This is a genomic window from Kushneria sp. Sum13 (assembly GCF_052692355.1).
The window spans coordinates 565,637-587,923 of the sequence record NZ_CP199847.1; the positions used below are offsets into that span (position 1 = coordinate 565,637).

Consider the following 22,287-nt stretch of genomic DNA (forward strand, 5'->3'; position numbering starts at 1 on the left):
ATGTCACAACATGAGGACACTCCCTTGAGTTGTTGTGCGCTGTGCGGGCGTCAGGGCGTGGCGCTGACGCGCCATCATCTGATCCCGCGAGCGCTGCATGGGCGCAAGCGGTTTCGCAAGCGCTTCAGTCGTGAGGAGATGAAAGGCGACATTTTGATGATCTGCCGACCCTGTCACAACCACATTCATCGCGTACTCAGCGAGCGCGAGATGGCCGAAAGCTATCACACGCGTGAGGCGCTGCTGGCACAGCCCGAGATCGCGGAATTCGCTCGCTGGCTTTCAAGCCGCCCGGCCGGTTTCAAGCCCAAGTCGCCGATTCGGCGCCAGCGCTGAGATCCAATGATCGTCGCTCAAATGAGCCGCTGGGACCCATGATCGTGCCAGGCCTTTGGCAGGCGAGCCTCAAGTGCTGGGGCAAGCCAGCCCGGCAGTGCCTCGACGGCCTGTTCGAGACTTTCCCAGCGACGCAGGCGCACCCACGCCCAGGCCCAGCCATCACACTGTGATGGCGTCTGCGGCATCGGGTGCGCCGGCATCTGTGAAAGCAGGAAAAGCGCGCTGCGTGTGGCCCAGGCCGGCGGGTGATCGGCGCTTGTGCCCGGTGCCGCCCAGCGTCTGAGCGTCTCACCGTCCGGATCCTGTGCTGGATCTCCAAGCCCTGCAATCCGGGCCGTATCGGCCAGAATGATGCCCAGTTTTTCGGGTGTGGTATCGCCGATCTCGAGCCAGCGCTCGATCAGGGAAGGCAGGCCGGCCATGGCGCTGGTATAAAAGTCACTATCGGTCATGATGGGGTCTGTTCAAAAGCGTGGGATCAATCAAGGGTAACGATGCCGCCGGCATCACGACATCATGCATTCAATCACGTTTCGGTCAGTGTCTGACCGGACTGCATTTCAGGGAGACAGCATGACGCAGGACAGTGCCGACTTTGATTTTACGACACCGCTGGATCGGCGCGTGTACCCTACCACCAAATGGCATCTGTATGACGAGGACGTGTTGCCGCTGTGGGTGGCTGACATGGACTTTGCCGTGGCACCGGCCATTCAGACAGCGCTGGCTGAACGTCTGGCGCATCCGGTGTTTGGCTATACGCATGCCGATAAAGCGCTGAAGCAGACGCTGTGTCAGTGGAGTCATGAGCGTTACGGCTGGGAGATCAAGCCCGACTGGCAGCACTGGCTGCCCGGTGTGGTGCCGGCACTGCATGTGGCCAGTCTGGCCCTGACCGAGCCGGGCGATGGCGTGCTGACCGTCACGCCCATCTATCCGCCCTTTTTGAAGGTGGCTGACAACACCGGGCGCACCACGCAGGTGGCGCCCATGCGAGCACCGACTCCTGATGATCCGCTGTGGCGGCTGGATTTCGAGGCCATGGAGGCCGCCGTGACGCCGCGCACCCGGTTGCTGCTCTGGTGCCATCCCCATAATCCGACCGGGCGTGTTTTTGAGGCGGAGGAGCTCTCGCGGCTGGCCGATTTCATCGAGCGTCATGATCTGATCGTCTGCTCTGATGAGCTTCACTGTGACCTGATTCTGGACGGCAGTGCCCATCGCCCGCTGGCCATGGCCGAGCCGCGGCTGGCCTCGCGCACCATCACACTGTGGGCGGCGTCCAAGACCTTTAACGTCGCCGGGTTGACCAGTGCCTGCGCCGTGATCAGTGATGATGACCTGCGTGCCCGCTTCAAGCGAGGCTGTCTGGGGCTGATGCCCTCAAACAACATCATGGGCGAGACGGCAGCGCAGGCCGCCTACGCGCACGGTGAGCCGTGGCGTCAGGCCCTGCTGGCCCAGCTGCGCGATAACGTGGCGCTGATTGAATCGTTCGTGACGCGTTGGCCGGGGGTGCACATGAGTACCCCGCAGGCGACCTATCTGGCCTGGCTGGACCTGCGTGAAGCCGGCCTTGGCGAGACGCCGCAAAAGGAGGTGCTCACACGTGCCCGGGTGGCGCTCAATAACGGTGCCGATTTTGGCTGGCCCGGGTTTGCAAGACTCAATTTTGGGACCGGATACGCCCTGCTGGAAGAGGCCCTGACGCGAATGGACACCCTGCTGGGCGCCGGCAACGAGCCGTAGATGCCAAAACGCCCGGCGCCGAGAGGCGCCGGGCGTTCGAGAAGAGGGCTCTGATCAGGACAGCGCCAATCAGTACAGCAGCGTGAACATGCGCCGACGGTAGGCTACCGTCAGCGGGTGATCGCCGCCGAGGGCATCAAAGACGCGCAGTAGTGTCTTGCGCGCGGCGTCTTCGCCGTAGCTGCGGTCGCGCTTCATCAGCTCAAGCAGACCCTCGAGACCCCGCTCATAGTCACCATCAGCCACGGCACGCAGGGCGCGCTGAAACTGTGCTTCGCTGTCATCGCGCTCGGCCATGGCCTCGATGTCTTCCGGTGACAGGGCCTCGCGGGCGAAATCGATTCGGGCACGCACGCCACGTGCCTTGACGCCATCACGATGCTCCGGCGGCAGGGCATCGAGGATGCTCAGAGCATCATCAAAGTTGCCTTCACGGGTCATGACACCGGCCATGTCGATACGATAGCTGTGGTCATCGGGATTTTCGCTGATCAGCTGTTCAAACATCGCGCGGGCGATGGCCGTGTCGCCGGCCTCAAGGGCCTTCTGGGCCTGCTCTTCGAGGCTTTCACTGCCGCCTTCGGGCGCGGTGACATGCTTGCCAAGCCACTCGCGCAGCTGACGCTCCGGCAGTGCCTCATGAAGCTGATCATGAAGCTGTCCCTGAATGATCATCTTGACGTCAGGGACGGCGCGAATGCCCAGCTGGGCGGCAATCTGCTGCTGCTCGTCGATATTAAGCCTGGCCAGAACAATCGTGCCCTGATACTCATGGGCCAGTTTTTCCAGCGCCGACATGAGGGTCTTGCAGGAGGCACTCTGCGGCGACCAGCTCTGCAGCACCACTGGAATGTGCATGGAGCCTTCCAGCACGACCTGCTGGAAATTGGACATGTCGACATCAACGATAAACTGCGAGGCATCGGCACTGCCGCCGGCGCTCTGGCCGGGCTGTGGTGACGGCCCGCCCATGGGTTGACCGGTTTTGGGATCAACGATCTGCATGATGACAAACTCTCGCTAAAAGGGGGTTCATGATCCGTTCGAATATAGGGGTTTATGGCGCTAAAAGGGGGTTCATGATCCGTTCGAATATAGGGGTTTATGGCGCTGGCCGGGGCCGAATTCAAGACGCCTGGTCAAATGGGGCGGGGAAACCTGCATCAGGACAGTGACATGGCAGGAAGCAATACCGTGCGATCGACAGGGGCAATGCCATGATTCTGATCAAAAGGAGAGGTTCTCAACACTTCTTGTGAACATGACTTGAAGACGCGCTGCTTGCCAGGGTTACGGCGCAGGGCATGGATGCCAGATTCTTTAAACGTTAAACCAGCAAGGCATCCAGCCTGTTGCTCTGAGCGCTCCGGGCGATGTGAGTCAAGCCTGCTATCGCGCACAATAGGCCTGAAAAGGGCGATTTACTTCTACAGCGCCCATTCTTGCGATGACCCGCTTCGGATATGATGTGCGCCCCTCAACGCTGCACTCAAGGTCATCATGCCCGGCAACGCCCTTTATACCGACCTGTCGGGTTACTACGATCTCATGTGCGCCGATATCGACTATCAGGCGCAAAGCCACTGCGTTCATCGGCTGTATCAGTTATTCGGGAATGGCGGAGGCAGGCATCTCGACCTTGCCTGCGGAACAGGGCCGCATATCCGGCATTTTATTGATGCTGACTATCAAAGCACCGGGCTGGACATCAATCAGCCCATGCTGGATAGAGCCTCCATTCGCTGCCCGGAGGCACGGTTCTCCTTGCAGGACATGTGCAGCTTCACGGTAGAAGAGCCGGTCGACCTTATTACCTGCTTTTTGTATTCCATTCACTACAGCGCAAGCGTTGAAAGGCTGAAGGCCTGTATCGCCAGCGTATATGGCGCACTGGTCGATCATGGCGTTTTCTGCTTCAACGCAGTCGACAAGAACACTATCGACAACAACTCATTTGTATCGCACGTCGCCAATCACCCTGAAGGTTTATTCAACTTCAGCTCGTGCTGGCATTATGTCGGGGAGGGCGAGCGACAGTCGCTGAAACTTCGCATTGAAAAAATGACAGCTGATGAGCGCCAGGTATGGCATGACGAACACCCGATGGTGGCTATCAGTTTTGACGAGTTACAGACGCTATTGCAGCCGTACTTTGAGGTTCATGTGCTGGCGCATGATTACGAGAAAATCATCCCCTGGGATGGGGCCTCCGGGAATGCGGTTTTTGTTTGCGTAAAGATTTAACGATGTATGAGATAACGGCCATTCATGACAGGGAATGGTTGTGTGGTTGAGACAAGTACAAAAGTCCATGCCTTTGCTCAGCGTTCGTTTTCATCCTGCGCCGCAAACTGACTCTGATCTCCAGACGCAAAAAAGCCGACCCGGAGGTCGGCTTTTGCAATTTAATAGTCGATGGTAGCGGGGGCCGGATTTGAACCGACGACCTTCGGGTTATGAGCCCGACGAGCTACCAGGCTGCTCCACCCCGCATCGACGTGCTGTGCATACTACGCGATTTTGTCGTGGTGTCAATCGTTTGTGTCAAATTCCTGCAACATCGCCATGAGAGACTCAAGGCGCGGGGCAATACGCTGCCAGTCCTCCTGATCGATCGGGCCACTGGCCAGCAGCCGGCACTGCAGCTGCTCGATCTCTTCCATGGGCTCCGGCATGTTGCCCATGGCATCGTTAAGACGCGCCACCTGCACATCCAGTCGGCGCGAGGAGTCTTCACTGCCCAGCGGTGCATCCACCAGGACAGACAGATGCACGCGCAGGTGCTCAAGCCACTCCCGGGCCTTGGCCTGCTCACCGCTGGCGCGGCGATCATTGCGCAGTCGGTGCGCTTCCAGCGCCTGAGGAGAAAGAGGCAGGGGCGTCTCCACGCGGTCGGCAGGCTCACCCTGAAGTGCGCGACTGTCTGCGGCCACGTGCGCCTCAAGCAGCGGCTGCCACTGCTGCCAGCGTTCGGCCAGTGTGCCCAGGGCCAGACGACCCAGCCGTTCCCGACGATCGCGCAGAATGCCTTCCCAGCGCTTGAGCATGCCACCGGTACGGGGACCGTTGGGCAAAGGCATCAGGTCATCGGCTTCGCGTTCGGCGTCATCAAGAATGGCCTGGTCGGCGGCAGTGGCAGGGAGCCACTGATCCAGCCGGTCGATCAGGGCCTGCATCTGATCGAGACGGCTGTCGCGTTGCTGGCGCTGCTGATTGCGCTGAGCGTTGCGACGCTCAAAGATGGCATCACAGTGCTGGCGGAAGGCGCGCCACAGGGCCTGCTCTTCGCCTCTCGGGGCGCGCCCGAGTTCACGCCAGCGCGTCTGCAGGGCCTTGGCCTGATCAGCACGACGCTCATCATCAATATCGGCGTCTTCCAGCTCGCGAATCTCGTCAACCAGGGCCTGCTTGGCCTGAGCCACGGAGCGGGCCTGCTGATCGATCAGGGTCTGAAGGGCGCGCAGCGACCTTGTAAAGCGCTGACGCAGTTCGCTCTCTCGATCCCGGGGGACGGGGGACCACTGACGCCAGGCTTCTCTGGCGCGATCGCGAATGGTACGCAGGCTGTCGGGGTCGGAAGTGGCCGCCTTGTGGCTGATCAGCGTTTCCAGCTGCTCGCAGAGCCTTTCCCGTTCCGCGAGATTGGTTTCACGCTGATGGTCACGGCGCTGATAAAAGCCGGCCAGCTGTTCGCGGACCAGATCAGAGGCCTGGCGAAAGCGGGTGGAGCGCTCGCGCGAAGCTGCTGCATCTCCCAGTGCCTTCCAGTCGCGCACCAGACGACGGTGCTGCTGATCCCGGGCCGGCTCGTCCATGTCCGCTGCCGCAAGGCCTTCCATGCCCTCGATCAGCTGTTCGCGCTTGGGGGCTGCGGCAAAATTGCGCCAGTCACGCAGCTCATGGGTGCGCTGGCCAAGCTGGTTGAGGCGGGCCTGCAGGCGGTCGCGCTGATCCGAGGGAAGGCGCTGACGACGCTGCATCAGGCTGTCGAGCAGGCGCGTGGCTTCCTGAAGCTCACCGCGATCAAGCTGGCTTTCCAGCTGATCAAGCGACTGCTGGAACTGGTCGGGATCAAGCGTATTGCGCGGCGCCGGGTCGCTGTCGGCCGGGGCTGCGGGTTCGGGAAGATGGGTGAGCAGCGTCGGGCAGGGCAACCCCTCCGGCCAGGCAATGGTACGCGTCAACCGTTTGATGGCCTGAAAGTCGCGGCTATCGATGGCGCCGCGCAAGGTCTGCTCATGTTCTTCAAAGCGTTGCCAGGCGCCGGTCAGTTCGCTGGCCTTCTGGAGCAGTGCCTCGAAACGTTTCTGATCTTCCAGGCTTGGCGCAATGCGATCGGTAAGATCGCGCCACTGTTCGGCCTGCAACCTGAAGTGCGCCTGCAGCTGGGCCACGTCCTGAGCGTCGAGCGTGGCGTGATGCTCAAGATCCTTCAGGGCCTGTTCCAGAGAGCCAATGATGCGCTGGCTGTCGCGACGGGCCATGTCCATGGCCTGCTCGCGCGCCCGCTCTTCACGCTCGGCGTTGTCATGCTCGATCACGCGCGTACTGGTGATCTGTTCAACCTGATGAAACCGGTGGCGCTGTGATTCGTCGGCATCTTCGGCGAGTGAACGCCATTCGCGTACCAGATGGCGGTAACGTGCCGGCAGCATGGGCTCCCATGGCTGATCCGACAGCCGGGTCATGGCAGCAATCAGATCGTCACGCCGCTGCTGACGCGCATCCTGCTCGCGGCGCTGATCGCGACGCTGGTTAAGTCGGTCACGCGCGCTGCGCATGATCTGCTTGTCGCGACGTGCTTCCCGCGCCAGACGCTCAAGGCCCTCGTCGCTGTCGATGCGACTGGCAGCGGCCTGGCGTACGCCGGCAATCGAGTTCTGGCAGGCCTGTTCGATCAGGGCCTGCTCATCGCTGATGCGGGCCAGAGCCGCCAGACGCAACTGCTGATTGTCGGCGTGCGTGGCCATGTGCGTGACAAGGGCCGGATCGTCGAGCGTTTCCACTACCTGAAGACGCTGCTCCAGCGACAGAAGCGTGCGCTCCTTGCCGGTGAGCGTATCCAGCAGCGTGCGATACAGCGGATCGCCCGGCTCGAGCGTGGCCAGCAGCGTCTGATAGCGCTCTGGCGTGGCCAGACGGGCGAGGGCGGCATGACGGACTTCAATGTTGTCGTCATGAAGCAGGGTTTCGAGTTTTTCGCGATCGCGCTCGACCGTCAGGCCGGCAATGGCTTCCTGACGGATACGGGGATCATTGTGACGCCAGCGCGGCGCAAACAGACGTTGTAGAAATCCGGGCATGAGATCGATGTCTTTCCAGGCAACTGGCGGTGGCTGAGTACCGGGCGATATGAGCGTTTTGACGTTGGAGGAATGATAACAGGCCTATACACGTGTGGCGTAGGGTTCCCTTTACGACAAGGCTTCTTTCAGAAGGCGTCGGTAACTGGCGACACCTGACAGATGCCGGCACACACCGTATGATCGTTAAGCGGAAACGCTATCATCGCTCAGGGCGTTCATTCATTATCCGACAGGAAACCGGGCATGAGTCTCAAGGTGGATCAGACGGCCACTGCCTTTACGTTCAAGGGCGGCATGCTGCCCATGACGGTCATGGAGCTTAATAGCCCTGACCCCGAACGTGTCAGTGCGCAACTGGCAGGCAAGCTTAGCCAGTCGCCGGCTTTTTTTCAGCATACGCCAGTGGTGTTGAGTGTTGAAAAACTTGATGATACCTCACTGGCGCTGGAGCGTCTTTGCGCCGTGTGCCGTTCGCACAAGCTGCTGCCGGTAGCAGTCAGGGGCGGCAGCGAAGGTATCAAGCAGTCGGCATGGGCACTGGGGCTGGGCTGGTTTCCACCTCAGGAGTCACGCGAGGCACGTACACTGGCCTCCGTGACACCGCCTGCGCCGCAAACGCCCGTGCTGGCAGAAGCCGGCAGTGGCGGTCGTATCTTTCGCGGGACGGTGCGCTCGGGCCAGCAGATCAGTGCCGCCGAGGGCGATCTGGTGGTTGTGGGCGCCGTCAATGCCGGTGCCGAGGTGCTGGCGGCCGGCAGCGTCCACGTGTACGGACCGCTACGCGGTCGTGCTCTGGCAGGCATTCACGGTGATCGTGAGTGCGGTATCTTCTGTCATGAGCTGCATGCCGAACTCCTGTCAGTGGCGGGCAATTACAAGCGCCTTGAGGATATCGATCCGTCACTGCTCAATACGACGGTTCAGGTCAGACTGAGAGACGATCAGTTATCCATAGAAGCACTCGTCTGACCGCGAAGCCCCCTTACAACGCAACAGTTACAGGAAGCGCATTTTGGCCAGGATCATCGTCGTTACATCAGGAAAGGGCGGGGTCGGCAAGACCACCAGCGCGGCAGCCATCGCTACCGGTCTGGCCTTGAGAGGCAACAAGACCGTCGTCATCGATTTTGATGTGGGCCTGCGAAATCTCGATCTGATCATGGGCTGTGAGCGTCGTGTGGTTTACGACCTGGTCAATGTCATTCAGGGCGAGGCGGGGCTCAATCAGGCCATGATCCGCGACAAGCGCTCCGACAACCTCTACATTCTTCCGGCCTCCCAGACGCGTGACAAGGATGCCCTGACGCTTGAGGGCGTCGAGCAGGTGCTTGAGAAGCTGTCGGAAGATTTCGACTATATCGTCTGCGACTCGCCGGCCGGTATCGAGCGCGGCGCCCAGCTGGCCATGTATTTTGCCGACGAGGCGATCGTGGTGACCAACCCGGAAGTCTCCTCGGTACGTGACTCCGACCGCATTCTGGGGCTTTTGGCCTCCAAGACCCGCCGTGCCGAGCAGAATCAGGACCCGGTAATTGAGCGATTGCTGATTACCCGCTACGATCCCAACCGGGTGGATAGCGGTGATATGCTCAATCTTGAAGATATCCAGGAAATTCTGGCGATCAAGCTGATCGGTCTGATTCCGGAATCCGAAGCAGTGCTGCGCGCGTCCAACTCCGGGGTACCGGTGACACATGACCAAGACAGCGACGCCGGCCAGGCCTATAGTGATACCGTGGCCAGGCTTTTGGGGGATGAAAAGCCGCTACGCTTCCATCTACTACAAAAGAGAAGTTTTCTGAGTCGGATCTTCGGCGGGGGGCGTCGGTGAAATTACTGGAATTTCTAAAGCGTGAGCGCAAGAAGTCTGCCTCGGTCGCCAAGGAGCGACTGCAGATTATCGTGGCCCATCAGCGAGGTCAGCGAGGCCAGCCTGATTATATGCCGATGCTGGAGCGTGAGCTTCTTGAGGTGATCCGTCGCTATGTTCAGGTCGACCAGGACGCCATCAATATCAGTCTGGACAGCGAAGACGATTGTTCGGTGCTGGAGCTCAATGTAACCCTGCCCAACCGCGGTTAACGCCTTGCTTTTGTGCGCCCCTTCAGTGATATGCGTCACTGAAGGGGCGCTATCGGTTGTTTGCCCCCCCGTAATCCCTGTCTGGAGCCACTGCCTTGTCGGTCAGCTTTCTCTTTCACGACTACGAGACTTTCGGTGCCGACCCGCGCCGTGATCGTCCTTCCCAGTTTGCCGCCATTCGAACCGATGCGCAGTTCAATGAAATTGGCGAGCCCGAAGTCATTTATTGCCGTCAGAGTGATGACTATCTGCCTCAGCCGGTGGCGTGTCTTCTGACCGGGATTACCCCGCAGCAGGCCTCGCGTCGCGGCGTGCCCGAAACCGAGTTTGCCGGGCGTATCCTTGAGATGATGCAACAGGGCGACACGTGCACGCTGGGGTATAATTCGTTGCGCTTTGATGATGAGGTCACGCGACATCTGTTCTATCGCAACTTTATCGACCCCTATGCCCGCGAGTGGCAAAACGGTAATTCGCGCTGGGACCTGATCGATGCCGTGCGCGCCTTCTATGCGCTGCGCCCGGAAGGGATTGAGTGGCCCAAACGCGAAGACGGCAGCCCCAGTTTCAAGCTTGAGAAGCTCAGTGTGGCCAATGGTATCGAGCACGGCGATGCCCACGATGCGCTGGCCGACGTTCGGGCGACCATTGAGCTGGCAAAGCTTTTGCGCACACGCAACGAAAAGCTTTTTGACTATCTGCTGGGCCTGCGCGACAAGCGCCGGGTCGCCTCGCTGCTCGATATCAACACCAGAAAGCCCATGCTGCATATTTCGCGGCGCTATCCTGCCAGTCGGGGCTGCAGTGCCCTGATTGCGCCGCTGGCCATGCATCCGACCAACCCCAACGGGGTGATCGTGGTGGATCTGGCCATGGACCCGACACCGCTGTTCGAGTTGAGCCCCGAGGCCATCGCCGAACGCGTCTTTGCCAGTGCCGATGAGCTGGCAGAGGGAACGTCACGCATCCCGCTCAAGGTCATTCATCTCAACCGCAGTCCGGTGCTGATGCCGATCAAGGCGGTGGATGACGCCGTGGCCGAACGTCTTGGCATCGACCGGGAAGCCGCCGAGCGCCACTGGCAGCAGCTGGCGGGCAGCGCCGATATCGCCACGCGCGTGGCGCAGGCGTTCAGCGGCGCGCCGCCGGAGCCGCCGGCCGACCCTGATCTGATGCTGTATTCGGGCGGCTTTTTCTCCAACAGTGACAAGCGCGAGATGGGCCGCATTCGCCAGACCCCGGTCGAGACACTCGAGGCGCTGCAGCCCTCTTTTCAGGACCCTCGTCTGGAAGAGATGTTCTTTCGCTACAAGGCGCGTAACTACCCTGAGGTGCTGACCTCGGAGGAACGCACGCGCTGGGAAAGCGATCGCTGGGATCGCATGAACGACCCGAAGGTGGCCGCCATGACGCTGACCGGTTTTGCCCGCGAGATCGAGCGGATCAACGCAGAGCTTGCCCACATGAGCGATCATGAGCGTCAGTGCATCGAAGAGCTTGTCATGTACGTTGAGGCCATGATGCCGCCGCAGGCCTTTGGTTAGGCACGCGACGCTTTTGTGAAGGGCGCTGGCGTGAGCGCTGTGTCCTGACAAGAGAAAAGGGCGCCTCTCCTGAGGCGCCCTTTTTTAATACGCTTTAGCGCAGTGCCTGAACGCTACGGGGTAGTGACCAGAAACGGCTGCCAGGGCGCGTCCACTATATTGGCGGCTATCCCGTCATCGGACCCTGCGACCAGTACCGGACGTGATCGCAGTGCCTGCCAGGCGCCTTGAAGGTGTTCGCTTCGCTGCCGCTTGACGGCCTCTGCCAGCTGTTCGCGGCGGTCAAAGCCGGTCCAGCCGTGTGCCAGCTCCTGCCACAGACGGGCAGTGATCTGGCCCAGGCGCTGCTCCCGCTCGACAAGGCGTTCGGCCACTGCCTGCTGATAGGCCTCGATTTCTGCGTCCTCCATACCCATGACGGTCTCGTCAAAACCTGCCAGAAACTCCTCGATACGCAGCCGCAGGGTTGTCGTATCGTGATCCGGTGACTGCACCAGCAGCGCCAGTCCAGGCGTTTCGATCAGCGGCTGATAGCGGGCTGCAACCACATAGCCCAGCTGCTGCTCGGTTCTGAGTTGATTGAAAAAGGGCGCGCTGATGATCTGTCCCAGAATGGCCAGGCGGGCCTGATCTTCCAGTGTCTGGCCCTCGCCCTGCAGGTAATACAGCATGCCCGAATCGCCGCGCCGACTCTGTGGGCGCAGCAACGGCGGCGTGGCACGCGCGGTCAGCACTTTCAGTTCGGGAATGGCGTCCAGCGCTATCTTGGGCGACAGCCTCGCCCTGAGGGTTTCACCAAGCTCTCGGGCGTGTTCGGCACTGGTGTCGCCAGTGGCGAGCGCCTGTACGTGCAGCGCACCGAGCCACTGACGGCGAAATTCCCGCAGCGTCTCAGGGGTAATCTCTTCAAGTGCTGCCAGCCGTGCCTCACTGGTCCAGCTCGGCGTGATCAGCGACTGAAGCAGCGCTCGATTGAGCTGCTCGTGCAGGGCCGAGCCGGGCTCATCCTGCCAGCGCCGCTTGAGGCTGCGACGCACGCGCTGGATATGGTGAGTGCTCATCTCGCCCTGCATGAGCTGTTCAAGCACCTGCGTCATCACCAGCTCCTGACGATCTCGCCAGCCTGAAAAGGACAGCGTCATGCCGCGTGCGTGGGCATGGGCGCTCATTCCCTGCCCGGCGAGTCGAGCCGGGTAGAGCGCATCGGACAGGCTGTCTTCCAGCCAGCGTGCCAGCAGCTCGGTCATGACCAGCTGTTGAACACGCTCACCTGCGTGTGGACTCTGCAGGCTGATGCGCCATTCCACGCGCGGTGCCCCAAAGGCGCCCGTGGCATGCAGCCAGAGATCCAGTTCCGGGGTGTCCAAAAGGCATCGGGTCTCGGTGCTCCCGTCGTTGATCATGTCCAGATCCCGGGCGATGAACGCATTGGCCTGCGGCAGTGCCAGTCCTTCAAGCGCGGTCTCCCTCTGGCCCTGGCTAGCGGGCTGGTATTGCCATGGCGTGTCAAACCAGGGGGAGCGCAGCTCGCCGGTGACTTCCGGGCCGTTATAAAGGCGCAGCAGGTTGTCGGGCGTCAGGACGTCGAGATAGTCATGAATGCGCCGTTCATCAAAGCCGTCCATCAAAAAGCCGGCCCGGCGTACTTCCTGGAGGGGGTAGCGCGCCATCGCCACCGAGAGCGCCGTGGCCAGCTGCGCGGGCGCCTGGCGCTGCTGAAAGCGAAACTGCTGCTCGACCACGCGGGCCTGCTCGTCATAGCGCCACGACTCAACGCCCCGCTCCCGAATCAGATCAATCCATGCCATGAGCGCGGCCTGGATCTCTTCCAGATGCTCGCTGCCCTGGGGGGTGAGCTCGATGTTGACCATCAAAAGCGCGCGATGACCATCGCCGCGGGCGCTGCCGGCAGAGAGTCCATCCGCCCAGCCGCGCTGTCGAAGGCAGGCCAGCAGGCTGCCGGGCGCCTCATGGCCAATCATGTGGGACAAAAACGAGACCGGCTTGAGCCGATAGTCCTGTTCGGGGTCGGGGATGGGAAAGAGAAAGCGGACCTGGTGCTGCTGATCCAGCGATTGCGCGGCCATGGCCGTGGGCAGCTGCTCATCGAGTATCAGCGGTTGATCAATGGTGCGCCGGGTCAGGCCCCGGTCGGGAACCTCGCTGAAGTGCTCCCGTGCCAGGGCCGACAGGGTGTCCAAAGACTGCGGGCCGATCAGGGCCAGTGACATGGTGTTGGCATCGTAGTGCGCTTCGTGGAAGGCCACGAGGGCATCGCGCAGGGTCTGTTCGGGAAGGTCCCTGAGGGTGTCGAGGTTGCCAATGCTGAAATGGTTATAGGGGTGCGCCGGGTTGAGCGCCTGACTCAGGGCATCCTCGATGCGGCGGCCGTCGTCCTGCAGACGTGCCTGATATTCGGCGTTAACGGCATGGCGCTCGCGCTCGACATAGGCCTCATCGAGCGTCGGGGCAACAAAAAAGCGACTAAAGCGTGTCAGGGCCGGAGCAAAAGCCTCTGGTGCAATGTCAAAGAAGTAGTTGGTGTCGCGCGGCGCGGTAAAGGCATTGTGATGGCCGCCATGGGCGCCCAGAAACTGCTGATAGTCATTCGGGTCAGGGTAAAGGTCGGTGCCCAGAAACAGCATGTGTTCCAGAAAGTGGGCCAGTCCCGGAAAGCGTTCAGGGTTGAATGCACTGCCGGTGGCCACGTTCATGGCGGCGCCGGCACGTTCGGCTTTTGCATCATGGACCAGCAGCACCTGCAGACCGTTGTCGAGCGTGAGTGCCTGGTAGTCGGCGCTGTCGCCCGGGCCCGGGATGATGCGGATGTCCTGTCCATTGCTGGAAGAAGTCTTTGTGGTCATGGGTATCAACGTCGCTCGCGTGATCAGGGTCAGGGTCGCCCTGTGCACTTGAAGGTGTCTGTGTACCGGCTAGTACCCGGTGGCGGGAATGGCGCCGCGTGTTGCCGTCAGCATGTGTCCGGTAGGGCGTGCGCAGTGCCAGTGTTGATTGGCCGGGTCATTGACCAGACGCTCGACCGGAAAGGCGCCGAGCAGGGCAGGCGGTGCCGGTGTAAGCAGATCACGTGCCTGTGCCAGTGGCGTCTCGGGAGAAAGCCAGGCAGCGGCCTGTTCGGCACTGATGACAGCAGGGAAGCGGTCGGTCAGTGGCGTCAGCGGTGCATCAACCTCCACGGTAATCAGCGCCATGGAATCGAAGGCCGTTTTGGTATCGGTCATGTATCGACACCAGATGCCTGCCAGCATGAAGGGTTCGCGGTCGACCCGGGTGACCAGGAAGGGCTGTTTCTGCCGCGGCAGCTGTTTCCAGATATAGACGCCGGACACCGGGATGAGACAGCGTCGGGCGCTGAAGGCTTCGCGAAACATGCGTCTTTCGTCAAGTGATTCGGCGCGTGCGCAGTGAGGTGCGTGGTCAAGGACCTTGAGCCAGGACGGCGTCATGCCCCAGAAGGCACGACCCAGATGAATGTGGCCCTGTTCCAGGCGAAGCATTGACAGCCAGTGTCTGGGGGCAAGATTGGGGCTGGTAACGATGGGGCTATCGATGACGAGGTCGTCGAGAAGCCGGGCAGTATTCAGTGCTTCAATATACAAACGCCCTGCCATGGCAATCTCCCCTGATAACATGAAAATGGTGAAGGATATGAACGCCTTGTTAAGGAAAGCTTTGAAATATCATGTGTCCGTGTATAAGCGTTGTTTACAGCCTGCGTGTTTTCGGCATCGGTAATATCTCTTGCTTTTGAAAACAGGCTGGATATGCTGTATGAAAACAGTGTTCGATCACAAAATATAACAGGCAGGAATTTTCATGGCGCGCCCAAGACAGCATTCACCAGAGGAGCTGCATGCCAGCGTCATGGCGGCATGCGACATCTGGCTCAAGGATCATCCCATACATGCCCTGTCCCTGCGCTCCATTGCTCGCGATGTCGGCTGTGCGCCCAGTACGCTGCTCAAGCTCTATGGCAGCTTCAACAATCTGCTTCAGTACGTCAACCTTGAAACGCTCGACAGCCTCAAGGGCCACATTGATACCTTTCAGACCGGCACGCCTGATGAGCGTCTGAGCGCTCTGGCCAGAGCCTACTGGAATTTCGCCCACAGTTATCCTCATCGCTGGCAGCTGCTGTTTGATTATCCGCTGGCCGAAGAGGGGGAGCTCGATACCCGGCAGGGGCGAATGATCGAGGCGCTTTTCCTGCGGGTCGAGGCCACGCTCAAGGAAGTGCAGCCGCATATTGCCGACCTTGAAGCCAGCCGTCTGGCGCGCACCCTCTGGGGCAGCGTGCATGGTCTTGTACAGCTGGGACTCAATCAGCGTCTGGGCTATGGCCAGGGGCAGGCACTTGAGGTGACCGAACTGCTGGATCAGCTTTTGCATACCATTCTGGCCGGGTTGCGTGCCGGGGGAGGCAAGCATTGAGAAATGTCCTGAGCCTGATGCGCAGCCGTTTTTTTGCGCCCTTTTTCTGGACTCAGGCGCTGGGCGCCTTCAACGATAACGTTTTCAAAAACGTGTTGTTGCTGCTGGTGACCTTTGTGGCCGTGCCTCGCCTGGGCTGGGACGCGGGGTTGATCAATAATCTGGCCGCAGCACTGTTCATTCTTCCCTATCTGCTGTTTTCCGCCTGGGGCGGGCAACTTGCCGACTATCGCGACAAGCGACAGCTGATTATCGCGCTCAAGTGGCTGGAACTGGCCACCATGACCTGTGCGGCGCTGGCCATCTGGCTGGATGCCTACGCTCTGCTGCTGGGGCTTTTGTTCATGATGGGCACCCAGTCGGCGCTTTTCGGCCCGGTCAAATACGCCATTCTCCCCCAGCATGTTCAGCGCACCGAGCTGGTTCAGGCCAATGCCTGGGTCGAGATGGGAACCTTTCTGGCCATTTTGCTGGGCACACTCGGCGCCGGCATTCTCATGGCGCTCGGGGGTAGCCACGCTCGTGTGCTGATCGGCGCAACGCTGGTGGTGGTCTCCCTGTGTGGGCTGGGGTCAGCGCTGCTGGTCCCCCCGGCGCCGGCCCAGTCCCGTGGACAGTTGAAATGGCAGCCCTTTCGAGGCTCCTGGCAGGTGCTGTCGGCGGCCTGGCGAGCGCCGCGCATCTTTCGGGCCCTGATCGGGATCAGCATGTTCTGGTTTCTGGGGGCCTGTTACCTGACGCAATTGCCGCTCTGGACCAGCCATGTCGTGCACGGTCAGGCCGGGGCCGTCACCATGCTGCTGGCGGCCTTTGCCGTGGGCGTAGGGCTGGGGTCGCTGGTCTGTGCCCGCCTGTCGGCCGGCCGGCTGGAAGTGGGTCTGGTGCCCATCGGAGCCTTCGTGCTGGCGCTGGCGGGCCTTGATTTTGCCGTGCACCCGGCCCTGGGCGGTGGCATCAATACGCTGGCGGATCTTGTGGTCATGCCGCGCTTCTGGTGGATGCTGCTTGACCTGACCCTGATCGGAATCGGCGGCGGGCTTTATATCATTCCGCTTTATACGCTGGTGCAGATGCGCAGCAGCGATGAGCACCGGGCCCGTATGATTGCTGCCAACAATATTCTCAATGCGTTGTTCATGGTGCTGTCGGCGGCCTTTGGCGCCGTGATGATCGGGGTGCTCGAAGTTTCCCTGCATACCTTTTTTGTATCACTGGCGGTCATTTCCCTGATCACGGCACTGGTCTGTGCCGTGCTGCAGGCACGCCCCATGATGCGCATCAGTATCTTTGTGCTGGTGCACATGTGGTATCGCCTGCGCATCCGGGGGATTGAAAATATTCCCGATGAAGGCGCCGCCATCGTGGTCTGTAACCATGTGAGCTTCATGGACGCCCTGGTCATGGGGGGCGCCAGCCCCCGCCCGCTGCGCTTTTTGATGGACAAGCCCATTTACGAGTCGCCCGGGCTCAGCTGGTTTTTCCGCATGGCCGGCGCCATTCCGGTGGCCTCCGAGCGCCGTGACCCCAAGGGCATGCGGCGGGCGCTGGATATGGTCAGCAAGGCGCTGCAAAACGGAGAGGTGGTCATGCTGTTCCCCGAGGGACGTCTGACCCGCACGGGTCACATGAACGAGTTTCGCCGGGGAATTGACCTGATTTTAAAGCGTGACCCGGTGCCGGTTGTCCCGGCTGCGCTGTCCGGACTCTGGGGGTCGTGGTCGTCGCGCTACGATGGTCTGCCGTTCAAGGGGATGCCCAGACGTTTTCGAGCCAGGGTCTGCCTGAGCTTCGGGGCGCCGGTTGACTCCCGGACCGTCACGCGCGAATCGTTACAGGCAAGCGTTGGCGCGCTCAAGACCAGTATCGATGGCTATGCCAACAACAAGCCCTTTCGCGCGGCGGACACGCTGACGCAGGACGATGAAACCATGGAGCAGGCACCGCGCTAGAAAGGCAGGGGGCACCAGGCGTTTCAGGCCGTCAGCGGGGCGGGTAATTCAACGGTCACGGCCAGCCCGCCCAGATTGCTCTCACCGAGATGAATCTGCCCACCGTGGTGATGGACAATCTGTTCCACGATGCCCAACCCCAGACCGTGTCCGGTCACCTGCTCATCCAGACGCGTGCCACGGCCCATCACCCGGCTTCTCTGATCCGGCGGGATGCCGGGCCCGTCATCCTCGACCAGCATGACGAACCGCCCCTTCTGAAAGGACATGGTCAGTCGGGCCAGTCCATGGGCCCACTTGCCGGCGTTATCCAGCAGATTGCCCAGAATCTCCAGCAGCTCATCACGATCCCAGGGCAGGGGCGGGAGGGGCGCGCTTTCATTAATGAAGGCGACATTGGTGTGAATCTCGCGAAGCGTCTCCAGCAGGGGCTGAATGTCGCTGTCAGGCTGAAAGCGCGCCGCGGCAGAGACTTCGCCGGTATCCAGTCGGGCGCGCTGAAGCTCTTTCTCTACCAGGCGGTGGATGTCATCCAGACGGGCCTGCAAGGACCGACGCAGGTCAGGAAACTGTTCAAGCTCACGCCGTGCCAGCTGGGTTTCCATGACGGACAGCGGTGTTTTGAGGGCATGACCCAGGTTGGCAATGCCGTCACGAGAGCGATTGAGCACGCGCTCGATGCGCTCCAGCTGATGGTTGAGCTCTTCAACAAACGGGGCAATTTCATCCGGTACCCGGGTTTCCAGCGCCATGCGCTTGCCTTCATGCAGCTGCGCCAGTTCGCGCTGCAATTTTTCCAGCGGCATGAGCCCCAGGCGAATCACGCGGCGTTGAATGAACACCAGTAAAATCGCCATGACGCCCCCAAGACCCCAGATGCACAGGCGCAGCCAGTCCAGACGTCGGGTCACGGTGCTGTAATCCAGCGCCGTGGTAATGGTGAAGTGATGCTGGCCGCGATGGTATTGACCCGTCCAGGCCAGCAGAGACTGATTCTCCGGCCCTTCCCGAATCTGGGCCGTATCGCCCTCTACCGGCTTGAGCCGGTGATCCCAAAGCGAGCGGGAGCGCAGATGAATGGTGTCATCAATATCGATGACAAAGTACTGACCCGAATACACCTGATTGAAGGAGGCGCGAAGACGTAGCGGATCAATCTGAACCTGGTGGTCCCGGTCGACCGGCAGGGTCGCCAGGCTTTCAGCGTCCTCGCGCAGTCGTTCGGTCAGGTAGTCACGCAGGACGTAGTCAAAGAGCACCACACTGCCGTGGGCCAGCAGCAGCATGACCACCAGCACCGAGGCCAGAAGACCCAGATCAAGACGACGTGTCAGTGACATCAGGCGACGACGCTGTCACCGCCGAAACGATAGCCCTGGCCCCGCTGGGTGACGATCACGCCGCGGCCCAGCTTCTGGCGCAGGTGGTTGATGTGCACCTCGACCACGTTGGGATTGCGATCATGCTCACTGTCGTAGAGGTGATCGAGCAGGCGGTCCTTGGCGATGACGTGCTCGGGATGCAGCATGAGATAGCGCAAAATCGCAAATTCGGCGCGGGTCAGATTGACCGGCGTTTCGTTGGACGTGCGCCATGCGCTCTGGCCGTTTTCATCCAGCACGACCCCCGCCACCGAGATGGTTGGAGAGGGGCGCTGACCGTGACGCCGGCGCACCAGCGCCTGAAGGCGCAAAATCAGTTCATCAGGATGAAAGGGCTTGGGCAGGTAATCATCGGCCCCGGCACGCAGTCCGGTAATGCGCTCACTCCAGCTGGAGCGGGCCGTTAAAATCAGAATGGGCGTGTCCAGCCCGTCGGCACGCCACTGTTCCAGCAGCGTCAGGCCTGGACGGCCGGGCAACCCCAGGTCAAGAATGATGATGTCAAAGGGTTCGCTGGTGGCCATGACCGCAGCGTCACGGCCATCCGTGCACCAGTCAACGGCGTAGCCGTTCTGGGTAAACAGGGCAGTCAGTTCGTCCGCAAGCGGGACATTGTCTTCAATCAATAGCAGCCGCATGGTTACCCCTTTAATCTTCTTCCAGATCCAGGTGCCTGCCGGTCACGGCATCGAATCGAAGCGCCCTGATTTGCCCATCATGATCGAGCATGTCGATCTCGTAAACATAACGTTGGTTGATACAGTCGAGCTTGGCTTCAAGCAGCTTGCCGCTGCGGTATTCGCGCGCCTTCTCGAGAATGGCCGGGAAGGGCTCGATATGGCCATTCTCGGTCATCTGCAGCACTTCATCCTGAGACACATCCTGACCTTCCCTTGGGCAGGCGCAGGCCGCTGCCGTGAGCGTCGGAAGCATCATCAGACAGCAAAGAACCGATAGACATCGTCGAATGCTATCCATGAACATCATGTTGACCTGTTGCACAAGCATCGTGCGAGAAAGTGAGCGATATCATCATGCGTTCCTGGAACGACCATCATGGATATCGCGCAACTTAACAAAACAGACTTAATTCAATCCCAAAAGCGGGTCTTTAGCATGTGCTGGTCCAGGATTACTGGCGAGCATCACCGGCGCGCGTCGTACGTCGCTGGGTCTGCCAGCAGCGCGTCGACGTGATCAGGTTTTCCCTGATTTCAAGGATCTCGAGACGGACAGGGCCGATCTCCAGACTGGCAGGGGCATCGGGGAAGGACTCCAGATACTCAAGAATCAATCCGTTGAGGGTCTTGGGGCCGCTGGTCGGCAGCTGCCAGCCCAGCACCTTGTTGATCTCACGAATATTGGCCGTGCCATCGATGATGTAGCTGCCGTCATCCTGCTGATGAATTTCCTGATGCGTATCGGCAATGTCAGTGGTGAACTCGCCCACGATCTCTTCGAGGATATCCTCGAGTGTCACCAGCCCCTGCACGTCACCATATTCATCGACCACGATGCCGATGCGGCGCTTTTGCTGCTGAAAGTTGAGCAGCTGGGTGTGCAGCGGGGTGGATTCCGGCACGAAATAGGGCTCGCGTGCTTCCTGCACGATGGAGGCCTTGCTGACGTTGGGCTGGGACATGATGCGTGCTGCGTTACGCAGATGCAGGATGCCGATGATGTTGTTGATGTCGCCCTTGTAGACCGGCACCCGCGTGTGCTGACTGGTACGAATCTCCGAAAGCAGCGCGTCCAGATCATCCTCGAGGTTGAGCCCTACCACCTCGTGACGCGGCACCATGATGTCGTTGACCGTGACATTTTCCAGATCAAGAATCGATATCAGCATGGTCTGGTGCCGGCGTGGAATCATGGTGCCGGCTTCATGCACGACCGTGCGCAATTCGTCGCGGGTCAGGTGAGCGGCGCTGCCATCGATCTCGCGGATGCCGGCCAGGCGCAGCAGGCCGTTGGAAATGCCGTTGACCAGCCAGACCAGCGGATAAAGAACGCGCAGCAGGGGCTCGAGGATCAGCGAGGCGGGAAAGGCGATCTTTTCAGGCCGCAGGGCAGCCATTGTCTTGGGCGTGACTTCTGCAAAGATCAAAACGATCAGGGTCAGAATTGCTGTAGAAATGGCCGGGCCGGAAACGTCGCCAAAAAAGTGAATCGCAATAATGGTGCCGATCGAGGCGGCCAGGTTATTGACGAAATTGTTGCCGATCAGGATGACGCCGATCAGACGGTCCGGGCGCGACAGCATGCGCAGCACCCGTTTGGCGGACTTGTGTCCCGTATTGGCCTGATGCTTCAACCGGTAGCGGTTGATGGACATCATGCCGGTTTCCGAGCTCGAGAAAAAAGCAGACAGGATAATGAGCAGCACGAGCAGGGCAAACATCAGCCCCAGGGGAGTGTCATCGCTCAAGGTCGGTGGATCCTCGGAATCGGTTGTCGGTCGTTTTTAGGAATTTGTGGCATGGGTGTCAAGGCGGCATTGGCAGGGGCTGCCTGAATGAAGGCTGTTCTACCCATGAAGCAACTGTACGATCAGCCTGGTGCCGAAATAGGCCAGTATCAACACGATGACGGCGCCCAGCGTCCAGCGAATGGCCCACAGGCCGCGCCAGCCGCGCTGATAGCGTCCCCACAAAAGGATTGAAAAAAGCACCCAGGCCAGCAGGGACAACACGGTCTTGTGCACCAGATGCTGGGCAAAAAGATCGTTGATGAACAAAAAGCCGCTGATGATCGAGGCGGTCAGGCACACCATGCCATAGATGATCAGCTCGAACATCAGCCGCTCCATGGTCGTCAGCGGCGGCAGGACCTGAATGATGCCTCGAAGGTGATTGTGCTTGAGCGCATGGGTCTGCACGCCCAGCAGCACGGCCTGGCCGGCGGCCATGATCAACAGCGCATAGGCCAGCACCGAGGTGGCGATATGCGTCAGCATTCCTGGCGTAAAGCCATATTCGATACTGGATTGTGGAAAGCCGATGGCGCCGATCACGCTCAGGGCCGCAAGCGGATAAAGGCCCACTGCGGCCGGCATCAGCGGCTTTTTGATGCTGGCCAGCAACAGCAGGGTGGCAATCAGGAAAAAGACCAGCGAGACCGTCTCGGAGATCCCCAGATGCAGACCGTCATGCGCGCGCAGGGTGGTATAGACCACAATGCCGTGACCGATCACGGCCAGCGCGCTGGCGGCATTGACAAGCCCCTGGCGTAGGGGCAGGCGCCGAGTCAGGGACAGCATCTGGCGACAGGCGGCGGTGCAATAAAACACGACTGCCACAAGGGCAGAAAAAAGCGTGAGCATCGTTATGTGACAATCCGTATGGAAATCGCGAACCCGGCGTGCGCGTCGTGATGCAAATCACGGGGTTCGACTACTATACCGGGAGCCAACCTCGATCGAAACCGGGCATCACCGGGGTATCGTACCCGCCTTCAGCACGAATCCTTGTCAGGCTGGTGCATG

The 22,287-nt window shown here is 60.5% G+C and carries 19 protein-coding genes and 1 tRNA gene; 9 read left to right on the plus strand and 11 right to left on the minus strand.

Annotation, left to right across the window (positions count from 1 at the left end; translation table 11 throughout):
- A complete protein-coding gene (locus tag ACUN8C_RS02740; protein ID WP_445620790.1) occupies positions 1–336 on the plus strand; it encodes a hypothetical protein in 336 nt (111 codons plus the stop codon).
- A 17-nt stretch (positions 337–353) separates the two neighbouring features.
- Here ACUN8C_RS02740 and ACUN8C_RS02745 read toward each other — a convergent pair whose 3' ends face one another.
- The gene (locus tag ACUN8C_RS02745; RefSeq protein WP_445620791.1) at positions 354–791 is read right to left on the minus strand and encodes a hypothetical protein; all 438 of its coding nucleotides are present in this window, start codon (positions 789–791) and stop codon (positions 354–356) included.
- Positions 792–912: 121 nt separating this feature from the next.
- Between ACUN8C_RS02745 and ACUN8C_RS02750 the strand changes: the two genes are divergently transcribed.
- The gene (locus tag ACUN8C_RS02750; RefSeq protein ID WP_445620792.1) at positions 913–2,088 is read left to right on the plus strand and encodes a MalY/PatB family protein; all 1,176 of its coding nucleotides are present in this window, start codon (positions 913–915) and stop codon (positions 2,086–2,088) included.
- A gap of 69 nt (positions 2,089–2,157) precedes the next feature.
- Here the strand turns inward: ACUN8C_RS02750 and ACUN8C_RS02755 are convergent, their stop codons facing one another.
- The gene (locus tag ACUN8C_RS02755) at positions 2,158–3,093 is read right to left on the minus strand and encodes a tetratricopeptide repeat protein (RefSeq protein WP_445620793.1); all 936 of its coding nucleotides are present in this window, start codon (positions 3,091–3,093) and stop codon (positions 2,158–2,160) included.
- A 495-nt stretch (positions 3,094–3,588) separates the two neighbouring features.
- Here ACUN8C_RS02755 and ACUN8C_RS02760 point away from each other — a divergent pair, with 495 nt between their 5' ends.
- Entirely contained in the window at positions 3,589–4,332 is a 744-nt protein-coding gene (locus ACUN8C_RS02760) for a class I SAM-dependent DNA methyltransferase (RefSeq protein ID WP_445620794.1), read from the plus strand.
- Positions 4,333–4,504: 172 nt separating this feature from the next.
- Here ACUN8C_RS02760 and ACUN8C_RS02765 read toward each other — a convergent pair.
- Together ACUN8C_RS02765 and ACUN8C_RS02770 are read right to left on the minus strand one after the other, a co-directional pair.
- Positions 4,505–4,581 (minus strand) — tRNA-Met (locus ACUN8C_RS02765).
- 38 nt (positions 4,582–4,619) lie between these two features.
- Positions 4,620–7,391 carry a DUF349 domain-containing protein gene (locus tag ACUN8C_RS02770; protein WP_445620795.1) on the minus strand — a complete coding sequence of 924 codons (2,772 nt, stop codon included), beginning with the start codon at positions 7,389–7,391 and terminating at the stop codon, positions 4,620–4,622.
- 246 nt (positions 7,392–7,637) lie between these two features.
- Here ACUN8C_RS02770 and minC point away from each other — a divergent pair, with 246 nt between their 5' ends.
- From minC to sbcB, 4 genes are all read left to right on the plus strand, one after another.
- A complete protein-coding gene (gene minC, locus ACUN8C_RS02775) occupies positions 7,638–8,363 on the plus strand; it encodes a septum site-determining protein MinC (protein WP_445620796.1) in 726 nt (241 codons plus the stop codon).
- A gap of 43 nt (positions 8,364–8,406) precedes the next feature.
- A complete protein-coding gene (gene minD / locus ACUN8C_RS02780) occupies positions 8,407–9,225 on the plus strand; it encodes a septum site-determining protein MinD (RefSeq protein WP_108842927.1) in 819 nt (272 codons plus the stop codon).
- Positions 9,222–9,476 carry a cell division topological specificity factor MinE gene (gene minE, locus ACUN8C_RS02785; protein WP_108842928.1) on the plus strand — a complete coding sequence of 85 codons (255 nt, stop codon included), beginning with the start codon at positions 9,222–9,224 and terminating at the stop codon, positions 9,474–9,476. The genes minD and minE overlap by 4 nt, the downstream gene beginning before the upstream one ends.
- Before the next feature lie 77 nt (positions 9,477–9,553).
- Complete coding sequence (gene sbcB, locus ACUN8C_RS02790; protein ID WP_445621818.1) at positions 9,554–11,020, plus strand: exodeoxyribonuclease I; 1,467 nt, start codon at positions 9,554–9,556, stop codon at positions 11,018–11,020.
- A 113-nt stretch (positions 11,021–11,133) separates the two neighbouring features.
- On the opposite strand, the gene ACUN8C_RS02795 is transcribed toward sbcB, so the two are convergent.
- Positions 11,134–13,884: an insulinase family protein gene (locus ACUN8C_RS02795; RefSeq protein WP_445620797.1), complete on the minus strand. Its 2,751-nt coding sequence runs from the start codon at positions 13,882–13,884 to the stop codon at positions 11,134–11,136.
- Positions 13,885–13,953: 69 nt separating this feature from the next.
- Positions 13,954–14,652: an SOS response-associated peptidase gene (locus tag ACUN8C_RS02800; RefSeq protein ID WP_445620798.1), complete on the minus strand. Its 699-nt coding sequence runs from the start codon at positions 14,650–14,652 to the stop codon at positions 13,954–13,956.
- 205 nt (positions 14,653–14,857) lie between these two features.
- Between ACUN8C_RS02800 and ACUN8C_RS02805 the strand changes: the two genes are divergently transcribed.
- Together ACUN8C_RS02805 and ACUN8C_RS02810 are read left to right on the plus strand one after the other, a co-directional pair.
- Entirely contained in the window at positions 14,858–15,472 is a 615-nt protein-coding gene (locus ACUN8C_RS02805) for a TetR/AcrR family transcriptional regulator (RefSeq protein ID WP_445620799.1), read from the plus strand.
- Positions 15,473–15,489: 17 nt separating this feature from the next.
- Complete coding sequence (locus ACUN8C_RS02810) at positions 15,490–17,421, plus strand: MFS transporter (protein ID WP_445620800.1); 1,932 nt, start codon at positions 15,490–15,492, stop codon at positions 17,419–17,421.
- A gap of 23 nt (positions 17,422–17,444) precedes the next feature.
- Here ACUN8C_RS02810 and ACUN8C_RS02815 read toward each other — a convergent pair whose 3' ends face one another.
- From ACUN8C_RS02815 to ACUN8C_RS02835, 5 genes are all read right to left on the minus strand, one after another.
- Positions 17,445–18,761 carry a sensor histidine kinase gene (locus tag ACUN8C_RS02815; RefSeq protein WP_445620801.1) on the minus strand — a complete coding sequence of 439 codons (1,317 nt, stop codon included), beginning with the start codon at positions 18,759–18,761 and terminating at the stop codon, positions 17,445–17,447.
- Positions 18,761–19,441, minus strand: a complete 681-nt coding sequence (locus ACUN8C_RS02820; RefSeq protein ID WP_108842935.1) for a response regulator transcription factor — start codon at positions 19,439–19,441, stop codon at positions 18,761–18,763. Before ACUN8C_RS02820 ends, ACUN8C_RS02815 begins: the two co-directional genes overlap by 1 nt.
- A 10-nt stretch (positions 19,442–19,451) precedes the next feature.
- Complete coding sequence (locus tag ACUN8C_RS02825; protein WP_445620802.1) at positions 19,452–19,682, minus strand: PepSY domain-containing protein; 231 nt, start codon at positions 19,680–19,682, stop codon at positions 19,452–19,454.
- 253 nt (positions 19,683–19,935) lie between these two features.
- Positions 19,936–21,231 carry an HlyC/CorC family transporter gene (locus ACUN8C_RS02830; protein WP_445620803.1) on the minus strand — a complete coding sequence of 432 codons (1,296 nt, stop codon included), beginning with the start codon at positions 21,229–21,231 and terminating at the stop codon, positions 19,936–19,938.
- 99 nt (positions 21,232–21,330) lie between these two features.
- Positions 21,331–22,125, minus strand: a complete 795-nt coding sequence (locus tag ACUN8C_RS02835; RefSeq protein ID WP_445620804.1) for a cytochrome C assembly family protein — start codon at positions 22,123–22,125, stop codon at positions 21,331–21,333.
- Between the last annotated feature and the right edge of the window lie 162 nt (positions 22,126–22,287).

Coding starts and splice junctions, on each gene's coding strand:
- ACUN8C_RS02795 (WP_445620797.1), bottom strand. CDS start 13,884: ATGACCACAAAGACTTCTTCCAGCAATGGACAGGACATCCGCATCATC.
- ACUN8C_RS02815 (WP_445620801.1), bottom strand. CDS start 18,761: ATGTCACTGACACGTCGTCTTGATCTGGGTCTTCTGGCCTCGGTGCTG.
- ACUN8C_RS02755 (WP_445620793.1), bottom strand. CDS start 3,093: ATGCAGATCGTTGATCCCAAAACCGGTCAACCCATGGGCGGGCCGTCA.
- ACUN8C_RS02770 (WP_445620795.1), bottom strand. CDS start 7,391: ATGCCCGGATTTCTACAACGTCTGTTTGCGCCGCGCTGGCGTCACAAT.
- ACUN8C_RS02810 (WP_445620800.1), top strand. CDS start 15,490: ATGCGCAGCCGTTTTTTTGCGCCCTTTTTCTGGACTCAGGCGCTGGGC.
- ACUN8C_RS02835 (WP_445620804.1), bottom strand. CDS start 22,125: ATGCTCACGCTTTTTTCTGCCCTTGTGGCAGTCGTGTTTTATTGCACC.
- ACUN8C_RS02745 (WP_445620791.1), bottom strand. CDS start 791: ATGACCGATAGTGACTTTTATACCAGCGCCATGGCCGGCCTGCCTTCC.
- ACUN8C_RS02805 (WP_445620799.1), top strand. CDS start 14,858: ATGGCGCGCCCAAGACAGCATTCACCAGAGGAGCTGCATGCCAGCGTC.
- ACUN8C_RS02820 (WP_108842935.1), bottom strand. CDS start 19,441: ATGCGGCTGCTATTGATTGAAGACAATGTCCCGCTTGCGGACGAACTG.
- ACUN8C_RS02800 (WP_445620798.1), bottom strand. CDS start 14,652: ATGGCAGGGCGTTTGTATATTGAAGCACTGAATACTGCCCGGCTTCTC.
- ACUN8C_RS02740 (WP_445620790.1), top strand. CDS start 1: ATGTCACAACATGAGGACACTCCCTTGAGTTGTTGTGCGCTGTGCGGG.
- ACUN8C_RS02760 (WP_445620794.1), top strand. CDS start 3,589: ATGCCCGGCAACGCCCTTTATACCGACCTGTCGGGTTACTACGATCTC.
- minC (WP_445620796.1), top strand. CDS start 7,638: ATGAGTCTCAAGGTGGATCAGACGGCCACTGCCTTTACGTTCAAGGGC.
- ACUN8C_RS02750 (WP_445620792.1), top strand. CDS start 913: ATGACGCAGGACAGTGCCGACTTTGATTTTACGACACCGCTGGATCGG.